Here is an 11663-nt window from a genome sequence, read left to right as displayed (position 1 = left end):
GACTGCTACTGCAGTTGCGCCGCCAGTCGCACGGCCGAATTGGTCTCTCCGTAGCCCTCGTAGCCACCCACGCGCTGGACCACCTCGAAGAACAGGTCGTCACCGACGGTCTCGGTGAAGAAGTGGAAGAACTCGCCGCCGGTCGCGTCCGCGTCGTACAGGATCCCCAGACGCTGCATCGCGTCCAGGGTCTCGGGGCCGAGCCCGAATCGCGCGTCGAGATCGCGATAGTAGTTGGGCGAGATCCGCAACGGGGTGAGCCCGCGTTCGGTCATCGCTCTCGCAGCGGCATGGATGTCCTCGCATCCGAACGCCACGTGTCCGACGCCTCCGCGCCGGGCCGCGGGAAGCGGGTCCGAGTCGGACGGGCGGCCGGGAACCATGTTGAGCGAGAGTCGAATCGTGCCGTTGGCGGTGGCGAGGGTGAGGGCTCGGCTGCGAACCAGGCCTATCGCGTCGACGACGTCCTGGCCCTCGTGTGGCACCATGCCGAACACCGAGCGCAGCAGCAGCATCACCCCGTCCCAGCTCTCGGCAGGCACGGCGAGCGCGATGTGATCCACGTGCGTGACGCATGCCCGGTTCTCCTCCACCACCCTCGGCACCAGATCGAACGCCGATTGCCAGGCACCCGCACTGTCGCGGGTGCGTAGGTCCAGCGACGTCGCACCGGTCACGGCCAGACGCACCACCGCATCGGTCGCGTCAGCCACACCGGGCATGGAGACGGTGGATGCGGTGACTCCCAGTGCGCGGGCCCGAGTCAGCCACAGATCCGGGCGCTCGCTGCGAACCCCGATCTGGGCCAACGCCGGTAGATGAGCCGGGACACCCGGCGCGGTCCACAACGTGTCCACCGTGGTGTCGACGGCGACGGCCAGCGGACCCTGGGTGAACAGGCTGAGTCCGTGTTCGCTGTGTGCTGCGGTGAGATCGAAGCCCAGGTGCCGCAGTGTGGTGCCCAGCTGCGCTGCTTTCGCAGGCCCTGCCGCGATCCGCAGGGAGACGACGTTCTCGATCGGACCCGGCGGTGGCGGCGCGAACAGATCGTTTCCGTCCGTGGGTGTTTCGACGCCGCGCACCTGCTCCTGGAGGTACAGCAGCGACCGGTGCGCGTCGGATGCCGTGCGGCCGGTGTCGGAGTGTCGGAAGACGTCGTTGAAGATTTCGAGCGACCACGGGCCGGAATACCCGGAGCCCGCGACATCGGCACCGAAGCGCGCCAGATCGAAGCTGCCCTGACCGGGGAAGCATCGGTGATGTCTGCTCCACTGCAGTACGTCCATCACCAGGTGCGGGGCATCGGCCAACTGGAGGAAGAAGATCTTCTCGCCGGGGATCTCGCGAATGCCTGCGGAATCGTCACCGCGGGAGAGGATGTGGAAGCTGTCCAGGCACGTTCCCAGCGCGGGATGATCGACCTGCCGGACGATGTCCCAGGCGTGGCGGTAGGTGTTGACGTGGGCACCCCACGCCAACGCCTCGTACGCCAGTCGCATTCCGCGCCGATGCGCACGCTCGGCGAGGGTTGCCATCTGTTCGACCAGCAGGGCGTCGTCACGGACGGCACCGGCAAGCGGAGAGGAGCAGACCAACAGCAGATCGCACCCCAGCTGTTCCATCACGTCGAATTTGTGTTCGGCGCGAACGAGGTTGCGGGCGAACTGTTCCGGGTCGGCCGAGTCGGCGTCACGAAAGGGCTGATATAGATCGAGGGTCAAACCGAGGTCGGCTGCCTTCTTCGCAATGTCCTCGGGAAGGTCGGGTGAGCTGATCAAGTCCGGCTCGAACACCTCGAAGCCGTCGAACCCGGCGTCTGCGATGGCGCGCATCTTCTCGTCCAGCGAACCACTGAGCGATACCGTGGCCACCGATGTGGCGATGTGCTTCATGCGAGAGCACCTGCGGTCGCGCGATCCTCCAGTGCGATCAGCGAGCTCATGTGGGCGATCATGCGATCGGCGTCGGCGGTGCGTCCAGTGAATATCTCGAAGGCGTCGGCGGCCTGGAACACCGCCATTCCGGTTCCGCTGAGCGTTCGGCACCCAGCTCGGGATGCAGCAGCGAGCAATTCGGTTTCGGCGGGCCGATACACGACCTCGGCGACCCACATCCTCGGGTTCAGCAGTGACTCGGGCACAGCAGATCCGGGATGTTCGACCATTCCGATCGGGGTGGCATGCACCAGGCCGGTCGCGGTGTCGAGAACGGCGGCGAGCCGGTCGAGGCCCGCCGAGAGGATCTCGACGTCCGGGAACATCACGGACAAGGATTCCCGTAGTTGTTGTGCCCGCAGCGGATCGGCGTCCACGAGGGTGAGCCTGCCTGCGCCGCGGCGGGCCATCGCGTAGGCGACGGCCGCCCCTGCTCCCCCGGCACCGAGTTGCACCACGTCGCCTATGTCGGCACCGGGTAATCCGCGGCCGAAGTTGCGATCGAATCCGGACCAGTCGGTGTTGTGGCCGACGGCCCGGCCGTCGGCGAACACCACGGTGTTGACGGCTCCGAGTCGGGCGGCGTCCTCGGAGAGCGCATCGAGAGAGGAGATGACGCGTTGTTTGCACGGGTGCGTGATGTTGAGTCCCCGAAATCCGAGGTCCGCTGCGGTGGAGACGAGACGGGGAAGGTCCTCTTCGGTCAGTCCACGGCTGTCCAGGTCGATGATCCGATATTGGTAGGTCAGCCCGTGCTCGGAGCCCTCTCGTTCGTGCATCGCGGGCGTGAGCGACTTGCCGATACCCGTCCCGATCAGTCCGCAGAGCAGGGATTCCGGCATGTCGATCTCCTCGAGCCTTAATGTACGAATTGGTGAATTAGCTCGACGGTACTACGCGACCGCGTCGCGCCCAACCCTTTCGCCACAATCGGCGCCGATAGAGTTGTTCCATGGCTCCGCGCGCAACCGACACGTCCGACGACACCAGCGGACCCGGCGTCAAGCGTCGACGCAACAGCGACCTGACCCGGCACAACATCCTCGAGGTGGCCACCGAGGAGTTCGCGGACAAGGGCTTCGCAGGAGCGCGCATCGACGAGATCGCCGAGCGGACACACACGACCAAGCGAATGTTGTACTACTACTTCACCGACAAGGAAGGCCTGTACAAGGCCGTGCTCGAACGGTCGTACATGCGCATTCGCGAGCGCGAACGAGACGTGGACGTCGAAGGCCTCGGACCGGTCGAGGCCATTCGTGCCATCGCATCGCTGACATTCGACCATCACGAGGAAAATCCCGACTTCATTCGCCTGGTCTCCACCGAGAACATCCTTCGCGGCGAACACATCTCCACGTCCGAGGCCTTGAGCAACCTCGGCAATCCCGCCGCGGAGCTGCTGTCGAGCATCCTGGCGCGGGGCCAGGCGGACGGCGTGTTCCGGACGGACGTCGATGCCCTCGACGTACACATGACGATCAGCAGCTTCTGTGTGTTCCGCCTGTCGAATCGGTACACCTTCGAGGCCCTCTTCGGCCGTGACCTCACCGATCCCCGGCATCGAGACCGGCTGCGCTCGATGCTCGGCGACATGATCATCGCGTTCCTGACCTCGCCTTCTCGCTGAAATTCGCGATTTCTCGGTAGGTCTCGTCACGTCAGGGGTTGACACGTGGCATGGATCACGTTCAGTATTCAGAGGCACCCGGTGTTAACCATTTAGTACATTAGCGGTCCGATTGCCGAGAACGCATCGTCGACCAGCGCCTACGCTCCCCCGCCTCACGAAGAGAGACACGAGAACGATGGATTCGCACACCCCCGGCACCCACCCGACGCCGCTTCGCCCCGGGGCGAACCCGCGCAAAGCGGCGACAGCCGCATGGGTCGGAAGCGCCCTCGAGTACTACGACTTCTTCATCTACGGCACGGCCGCCGCGCTCGTCTTCGGCCGCGTGTTCTTCCCGGGCTCCAACCCGGCGACCGGCACCCTGCTGGCCCTGGCCACCTTCGGCGTCGGATACCTCGCACGGCCGCTCGGCGCACTGGTCCTCGGCCACATCGGTGATCGGTACGGACGCAAGAAGGTCATGGTCGCCACGGTCCTGCTGATGGGAATCGCCACCCTGGGCGTCGGCGTCCTGCCGTCGTACGAATCCATCGGCATCGCCGCTCCCATCATCCTGGTGCTGCTTCGGTTGTGCCAGGGATTCTCCGCCGGCGGCGAGCAGGCCGGAGCGAACTCGATGACGCTCGAACATGCCCCGGACAACAGGCGCGCGTTCTTCACCAGCTTCACCCTCAGCGGCACCCAGGGCGGACAGATTCTCGCCACCGCCGTGTTCCTGCCCGTCGCCATGCTCCCCGAGGAGGCACTGCTCAGCTGGGGTTGGCGAATCCCGTTCTTCCTCAGCGCTTTCGTCGTCGTCGCCGCCTTCGTCATCCGCCGTTCGCTCGACGAGACCCCGGTCTTCGAGGAAGAGAAGGCCTCGACCGAGCCGCAGCGCCTGCCCGTGGCCGAACTGCTCAGCGAGCATGGGTCGGCCGTGGTCCGCGTCATGTTGGCCGCAGTCATCGCCTCGGTCAGCACCATCTTCACCGTCTACGCGCTGTCCTACGCCGTGAACACCGTCGGCCTCGAACGCACCCCCATGCTGTGGGTCGGCGTTCTCGCCAACGTCGTCGCACTGTTCGCACTGCCCTTCTTCGGTGCACTGTCGGATCGCATCGGTCGCAAGCCGGTGTTCCTCTTCGGCTCCATCGGCTGCGCGATCCTGATGTTCGGCTACCTGTGGTCCATCTCGAGCGGCAACTACGTTCTCATCTTCGTCTTCGGCATCGTGATGTTCGGTTTCGTGCACAGCGCCACCGGCGGCGTCTGGCCCTCGTTCTACGGTGAGATGTTCCCGGCCCGGGTCCGCCTGACCGGAACCGCACTGGGAACCCAGATCGGTTTCGCCATCGCAGGATTCGCGCCGACCATCGCGGGCGCGATCGCCGGAGCCGAGATCGGTGCGTGGCTACCCGTCGCGATCGTCACCGCGGTCTTCTGCACCATCAACGTCGTGATCGTCGCGACCTCGAAGGAGACCTTCCGTACCCCCACCGACGAGCTCGGTGTTCGGACCCGCACCACCGACAGCGCGCGCGTCGCGTCGGTCTGACCGACATCGTGATCGACGCACTTCGACCTGCAGCGGCGGGCACCTGGACGGTGCTCGCCCTGCAGTATGCCAGTCGAACGGCAATGCGCGGCAACCTCTTTCACCAACGTGACGAACGCAGTACCGAAAGCCAGACGGTGGCCTACTACGTGTGGCTCGCCCTCTCGAAGAACAACACGGTGCTGATCGACGCCGGAATATCCGCTGCCACAGCAGAATCTGTCGACGGGCTCGACTATCACGGATCGCCGATCGACCTGCTCGGCGAGCTCGGCCTGACACCGGACGACATCGACACCTGCATCCTGACCCACCTGCACTACGACCACACCGGGGTCGTCGCGGAGCTCCCGATCGCACGATACGTGGTGCAGCGCAGAGAACTCGAGTACTGGACCGGGCCGTGGGCCGCCCGCATCACCCGAGAGCACTGGTTGCACTCGCGAGCCGACACCGAACACATCGAAACCGCCGATCGCGGCAGTCGACTCGACCTCGTCGACGGCGATCTCGACCTGTTCCCCGGGCTGTCCGCGCACGCCGTCGGCGGACACACTGCAGGCATGCAGGTGGTCAGGGTGAACACCGACCGCGGCCCGGTGGTGTTGGCCTCCGACGCCAGTCATTTCTACGAGAACTTCGAGGACGACAGCCCGTTCGCGATCCTGCACGCGTTGCCGGACATGTACGGGGCCTTCGACCGAATCCGAGAGCTCGCCGCCGGCTCCGGTACCGTCGTGCCCGGCCACGACCCCCTGGTTCGAGACCGATTCGCCGCGTTGACCGACGTTCCCGGCGCGCACGCGGTGATCATCGGCTGAACACAGCGACAACGACGAATCCCCGACCTCGCGATGAGGTCGGGGATTCGTCGTTGTTCGGCAGCTCGGTCGGCGCGTATCAGGCGGACTTGTCGCGGCGTTCCGGACGCTCGGGCTTGCGCGGCACGATGGTCGGCAGCACGTTGTCGTTTACGGTCTCGGCAGTCACGACGACCTTCTCCACGTCGTCGCGGCTCGGGATGTCGTACATCACCGGAAGCAGAACTTCTTCCATGATGGCGCGCAGTCCACGAGCACCGGTTCCACGGAGAATGGCCTGGTCCGCGATCGCTTCGAGGGCCTCGGTGGTGAACTCGAGCTCGACGCCGTCCATGTCGAACAACCGGCGATACTGCTTGACCAGCGCGTTCTTCGGCTCGGACAGAATCGTCACCAACGACTCCTTGTCCAGATTCGTCACCGACGCGATCATCGGCAGTCGCCCGATGAACTCGGGAATCAGACCAAACTTGATCAGATCCTCCGGCATGACCTCGGCGAAGTGATCCTGCGTGTCGATCTCGGCCTTCGAGCGAACTTCGGCTCCGAATCCGAGCCCGCGCTTGCCGACCCGATCGGAGACGATCTTCTCGAGTCCGGCGAATGCACCGGCGACGATGAAGAGCACGTTGGTGGTGTCGATCTGGATGAACTCCTGATGCGGATGCTTGCGACCACCCTGCGGCGGCACGCTGGCCTGAGTTCCTTCCAGAATCTTGAGCAGCGCCTGCTGCACGCCTTCACCGGACACGTCACGCGTGATCGACGGGTTCTCGCTCTTGCGAGCGATCTTGTCGACCTCGTCGATGTAGATGATGCCGGTCTCGGCGCGCTTGACGTCGTAGTCCGCGGCCTGGATCAGTTTGAGCAGGATGTTCTCGACATCCTCGCCCACGTATCCGGCCTCGGTGAGCGCGGTGGCGTCGGCGATGGCGAAGGGCACGTTGAGCATCTTGGCCAGGGTCTGCGCGAGGTATGTCTTTCCACACCCCGTCGGTCCGAGCATCAGGATGTTCGACTTCGCCAGTTCGACGGATTCGCCTCGCACGTCGCGTGCCTTGTCACCGGCCTGGATGCGCTTGTAATGGTTGTAGACCGCTACGGCCAATGTGCGCTTGGCAGCGTCCTGACCGATCACGTAGTTCTCGAGAAAGTCCTTGATCTCGGAGGGCTTGGGGAGGTCGTCGAGCTTGACCTCGCTCGATTCGGCCAATTCCTCTTCGATGATCTCGTTGCAGAGGTCGATGCACTCGTCGCAGATGTACACCCCTGGTCCAGCGATGAGCTTCTTGACCTGCTTCTGGCTCTTGCCGCAGAAGGAGCACTTCAGCAGATCGCCACCGTCACCGATGCGTGCCATTCGGAGGTTCCTACTTCCTTGTCCGCGTACGACCCACGCCGACCGGGTGTGGCCGAAACCTTCGTGGGCTACTTCTCGGTCTGTCGTCATGCCGACTTCGGTCGACCGAGTTCTTGGATGCGACGGTACCCGTGTTCGCCGAACATGGGCGGGTTGTTTCCGGTGATTCGCCACCCGATTTCGTCGAATGGACCATTCGGGTCGTCGATCACGACCGCCGGGCGGAGTTTCACACTCACGCCCGGCGTCGGAATCTTCTGCCGGACCCTTCAGGTCCGACCGGTGATACTCGCTCTGCTACTTCTGGGCAGAGAGCTTGCGGTACTCGAACACGGTGTCGATGATTCCGTAGTCCTTGGCCTGTTCCGCGGTGAGGATCTTGTCGCGATCGGTGTCCTTGCGGATGACGTCGGGATCCTTGCCGGTGTGGCGGCCGAGGGTGGTCTCCATGAGTCGACGCATGCGCTCGATCTCGGCGGCCTGGATCTCCAGGTCGGACACCTGGCCCTGAATGCCACCGCTCGAGGGCTGATGAATCAGCACGCGCGCGTTGGGCAACGCCGCACGCTTACCGGGAGTGCCTGCGGCGAGCAGGACGGCCGCGGCCGACGCGGCCTGGCCGAGGCAGACGGTCGCAACATCGGCGCGGACGTACTGCATCGTGTCGTAGATCGCCATCAGCGAGGTGAACGAGCCACCGGGCGAGTTGATGTACATCGTGATGTCTCGGTCGGGGTCGAGGCCCTCGAGCACCAGCAGCTGCGCCATGACGTCGTTGGCGGACGCGTCGTCGACCTGGACGCCGAGGAAGATGATGCGCTCCTCGAACAGCTTGTTGTACGGGTTCGATTCCTTCACGCCGTAGCTGGAGTGCTCGACGAAGGAGGGCAAAATGTATCGGGAGGACGGCAGCTGAGTGGGGTCGAACAGGTTTGTCATCGTTTCTCCAAGATGTAAGTGATCGAGGGTCGCCGGGAGCGGCCGAGTTACTCGCCGATTCCGCCGGCCTGCCGCGCACGGCTGACGACGTGGTCCACGAACCCGTATTCCTTGGCCGCCTGCGCCGTGAACCAGCGGTCACGATCTGAGTCTTCGGTGATCTGCTCGACGGTCTGGCCGGTGTGCTGGGCGATGAGCTCAGCCATCTCACGCTTGGTGTGCGCGAACTGCTCGGCCATGATGGCGATGTCGGAGGCACTGCCGCCGATACCGGCCGAAGGCTGATGCATCATGATGCGCGCGTGCGGCAGGGCGTAGCGCTTGCCCTTGGCACCGGCAGAGAGCAGGAACTGACCCATCGAGGCAGCCAGACCCATTCCGTAGGTCGCGATGTCGCACTCGGCGAATTCCATCGTGTCGAAAATGGCCATACCCGCGGTGACCGAGCCACCGGGCGAGTTGATGTACAGCGCGATGTCGCGAGTGGGGTCCTCGGCCGAGAGCAGCAGGATCTGAGCGCACAACTTGTTGGCGATGTCGTCGTCGACCTGGGTACCGAGGAAAATGATGCGGTTTTGAAGCAGACGCTCGTACACGGAGTCGCTGAGATTCAGCCCTGCTGCAGCCGAAGTCATGACGGGACTCTGCTGGTGCGAAGCCGCCGGATTCTGAACAGTCACGGTACCTGCCTTTTCCATAACAAATCGTTGGTTCCTGACACAGACACTAACGAAAGACGGCGGCTCCGGAGTCCCGGAACCGCCGTCGTTCGCTGTGAGCGTTACTTCTCTTGTTCGCCCTCGGAAGAATCTGCTGCTTCGACCTCGTCGGGAGCATCGGCGGGGCTGCCGAACAGCTCTGCGGTGTCGACGCTCGCGCCGGTGGTGTCGGTCACGGTGACGCGCTCGACGACCGAAGCCAGCGCCTTACCGCGCTTGACATCGGCGAACACGGCACCGAGCTGGTTGGCCTGCTGCACCTGCTGAATGAACTGCTCGGGCGGCATGCCGTAGCGCTGCGCCTGGAAGATGATTCGCTCGGTGAGCTCTTCCTGCCCGACCTGGGTGTTCTCGGCCTCGGCGATCGCATCGAGAAGGAGCTGGGTGCGCACCGACTTCTCGGCACCTTCCTTGACGTCCTTGTCGAATTCCTCGCGGCTCGAACCCTGCGACTCGAGCAGCTCGGCGAGTGCTTCCTCGTTGTGGTCGAGGCCGTGGATGGCCTCGTGCACCTGGGAATCGACCTCGGCCTTGACGACGGCCTCGGGAGCCGGGATCTCGATCGTGTCGAGCAGCGTCTCGAGCACCTTGTCGCGAATCTGACCGGCCTGCTCGACCTTCGCGACTCGCTCGACGCGGGTCCTCAGATCGGCGAGCAGCTCGTCGAACGTGTCGAACTCGCTGGCCAGCTGAGCGAACTCGTCGTCGGCCTCGGGCAGCTCGCGCTCCTTGACGGACACGACCTTGACCGTGACGACGGCTTCCTTGCCTGCGTACTCACCGGCAACGAGAGTGGAGGTGAATTCCTTCGACTCGTCGGCCGACACGCCGATGATCGCGTCGTCGAGTCCCTCGATGAGCTGGCCGGAGCCGACCTCGTGGGACAGCCCACTCGCGGTTGCCTCCTCGACGTTCTCGCCGTCGACGGTGGCCGAGAGGTCGATCGAGACGAAGTCGCCCGACTGGACGGGACGATCGACACCGGTCAGGGTGCCGAAACGCTGGCGCAGCGACTGCAGCTGCTCGTCGACGGCCTCGTCCTTGATCTCGAGCGGATCGACGACGACGCTGATGGTCGAGTAGTCGGGCAGATCGATCTCGGGGCGGACGTCGACCTCGGCGGTGAACGTGAGCTCGGTACCGTCCTCGATCTTGGTGATCTCGATCTCGGGCTGGCCGATGACCTTGACCTTCTCGTTGGTCACGGCCTCGGAGTAGCGAGAGGGAAGAGCGTCGTTGACGACCTGCTCGAGAACCGCACCACGGCCGACACGAGCCTCGAGCAACTTGGCCGGAGCCTTGCCGGGACGGAAGCCGGGGAGGCGGATCTGCTGAGCCAAAGCCTTGTACGCGCGGTCGAAATCAGGCTTGAGCTCCTCGAAGGGCACCTCAACGTTGATACGGACTCGCGTCGGGCTCAGCTGCTCGACGGTGCTCTTCACGGGACATGCTCCTTCTGGTGGTTCTTGCTTGCTGGTGGTTCCGGTGTGCTGTCTGCTCTCGCTCGCCACGAACACGGCGAGCCGTGCCTGCGGCTCTCTTTTGTCGGGGTGACAGGAATTGAACCTGCGACCCTCCGCTCCCAAAGCGGATGCGCTACCAAGCTGCGCCACACCCCGTCGTACGGACACAATTGAACAGCAACCGATAGTAGCCCCCCGTGGGCGCCCCACCGATGACGTTCGGACGAACCGCTCGCGGCGGGCCGGTTTGGAATCCGGCGTCGGCGTTGGGTACAGTCTTGAAACGCAGGCGACGGAACTGGCGATCCCACGACTGTTGTTTGCACGCCGATGTAGCTCAATGGTAGAGCCCCTGTCTTCCAAACAGGCTACGCGAGTTCGATTCTCGTCATCGGCTCCACCGAAAGGCCCCGCACTCCTGGTGCGGGGCTTTTTCGTGTCCGCGTACCCTGGACGGTGTCCGAATTGTCCGTACGAACCGGGCATGCATCGTCGGCGGAAGGTCCGCAGTGGAAATCGTCCTGATCGTCATCGTCATCGCCGCAGTGGCCCTGTTGGTGCTGCGAAGCAAGAAGAACTCGGCCGCGGCCGCCGAAACCGCGCTGGCCGACGCCAAGGCCGATGCCCGGCAGTCGATCGAGCGTCTCGGCGGCCAGGTCTACAACCTGATCGGCACCGACACCGCCTCCAAGCAGGCCCTGGCCGACGCATCCGAACGCAACATCGCCGCCGGTTCGCAGATCGACCAGGCCACTACCCCCGAACAGGCCCGACTGGCCAAGCAGACGGCGCTCGAGGGTCTCTACTACATCCGCGCCGCCCGCCTGGCGATGGGCATGGACCCGGGCCCGGAGGTCCAGGGCATCGACGGCCAGCAGCAGGCGGGTCGAGTCACCGAGGATCGCAAGGTCGACTTCGAGGGCCGTGAGATCGCGGCATCGCCGGATCCGTCCGATCGCACCCCGAACTACTACCCCGGTGGCCGAGTCGCGGGCCGTCCGGTACCCGCGGGCTGGTACTCCGAGCCGTGGTGGCGGCCGGCCTTGGTGGCAGGTGCATGGGGAATGGGTTCGATGTTCCTGTTCTCGGCGATGTTCTCCGGCATGGCCGGGGTTCCGGAAGAGACTGCGGCAGGCGAAGACGTGGGGGCCGACGGTTCCGGCGGGGGCAGCGGTGACGATTCCTATGGGGGCGGCGACGACATCGGCGGCGGCGGGGACGATATCGGCGGCGGCTTGGGCGATTTCGGCTTCTGAACTG

10 protein-coding genes and 2 tRNA genes are annotated in these 11663 nt (G+C 64.6%); 5 read left to right on the top strand and 7 right to left on the bottom strand.

The genetic code is table 11. The features are described from left to right. Nucleotides 1–5: 5 nt before the first annotated feature. Together CH296_RS19455 and CH296_RS19450 are read right to left on the bottom strand one after the other, a co-directional pair. Complete coding sequence (locus CH296_RS19455; RefSeq protein WP_094685549.1) at nt 6–1892, bottom strand: sugar phosphate isomerase/epimerase and 4-hydroxyphenylpyruvate domain-containing protein; 1887 nt, start codon at nt 1890–1892, stop codon at nt 6–8. Then, nucleotides 1889–2776, bottom strand: a complete 888-nt coding sequence (locus CH296_RS19450) for a shikimate dehydrogenase (RefSeq protein ID WP_094685548.1) — start codon at nt 2774–2776, stop codon at nt 1889–1891. Before CH296_RS19450 ends, CH296_RS19455 begins: the two co-directional genes overlap by 4 nt. A gap of 110 nt (nt 2777–2886) precedes the next feature. On the opposite strand from CH296_RS19450, the gene CH296_RS19445 reads away from it, so the two are divergent. The 3 genes from CH296_RS19445 (at nt 2887) to CH296_RS19435 (ending at nt 5922) form a co-directional block, all read left to right on the top strand. Next, the gene (locus tag CH296_RS19445; protein WP_032394598.1) at nt 2887–3564 is read left to right on the top strand and encodes a TetR/AcrR family transcriptional regulator; all 678 of its coding nucleotides are present in this window, start codon (nt 2887–2889) and stop codon (nt 3562–3564) included. A gap of 178 nt (nt 3565–3742) precedes the next feature. After that, nucleotides 3743–5101 carry an MFS transporter gene (locus CH296_RS19440; RefSeq protein WP_032394599.1) on the top strand — a complete coding sequence of 453 codons (1359 nt, stop codon included), beginning with the start codon at nt 3743–3745 and terminating at the stop codon, nt 5099–5101. A gap of 8 nt (nt 5102–5109) precedes the next feature. Further along, entirely contained in the window at nt 5110–5922 is an 813-nt protein-coding gene (locus tag CH296_RS19435; RefSeq protein WP_256980511.1) for an N-acyl homoserine lactonase family protein, read from the top strand. A gap of 79 nt (nt 5923–6001) precedes the next feature. On the opposite strand, the gene clpX is transcribed toward CH296_RS19435, so the two are convergent. From clpX to CH296_RS19410, 5 genes are all read right to left on the bottom strand, one after another. After that, a complete protein-coding gene (gene clpX / locus CH296_RS19430) occupies nt 6002–7282 on the bottom strand; it encodes an ATP-dependent Clp protease ATP-binding subunit ClpX (RefSeq protein WP_032394600.1) in 1281 nt (426 codons plus the stop codon). Nucleotides 7283–7579: 297 nt separating this feature from the next. Continuing rightward, a complete protein-coding gene (locus tag CH296_RS19425; RefSeq protein WP_094631072.1) occupies nt 7580–8221 on the bottom strand; it encodes an ATP-dependent Clp protease proteolytic subunit in 642 nt (213 codons plus the stop codon). Nucleotides 8222–8268: 47 nt separating this feature from the next. Continuing rightward, entirely contained in the window at nt 8269–8919 is a 651-nt protein-coding gene (locus CH296_RS19420) for an ATP-dependent Clp protease proteolytic subunit (protein WP_082073666.1), read from the bottom strand. Between the two features lie 83 nt (nt 8920–9002). Continuing rightward, the gene (gene tig / locus CH296_RS19415; RefSeq protein ID WP_032394780.1) at nt 9003–10382 is read right to left on the bottom strand and encodes a trigger factor; all 1380 of its coding nucleotides are present in this window, start codon (nt 10380–10382) and stop codon (nt 9003–9005) included. Between the two features lie 103 nt (nt 10383–10485). Next, a tRNA-Pro gene (locus CH296_RS19410) sits at nt 10486–10559 on the bottom strand. Nucleotides 10560–10729: 170 nt separating this feature from the next. On the opposite strand from CH296_RS19410, the gene CH296_RS19405 reads away from it, so the two are divergent. Together CH296_RS19405 and CH296_RS19400 are read left to right on the top strand one after the other, a co-directional pair. Then, a tRNA-Gly gene (locus CH296_RS19405) sits at nt 10730–10803 on the top strand. A gap of 109 nt (nt 10804–10912) precedes the next feature. Continuing rightward, nucleotides 10913–11659, top strand: coding sequence for a hypothetical protein (locus CH296_RS19400; protein WP_094685547.1), 747 nt, complete (start codon nt 10913–10915; stop codon nt 11657–11659). The last annotated feature ends 4 nt before the right edge of the window (nt 11660–11663 follow it).

The organism is Rhodococcus sp. 14-2496-1d, from assembly GCF_002259365.1.
GTDB lineage: Bacteria > Actinomycetota > Actinomycetes > Mycobacteriales > Mycobacteriaceae > Rhodococcoides.
Note: the sequence above shows the minus strand (reverse complement) of the source record. Positions and strands in the feature narration are given on the sequence as shown.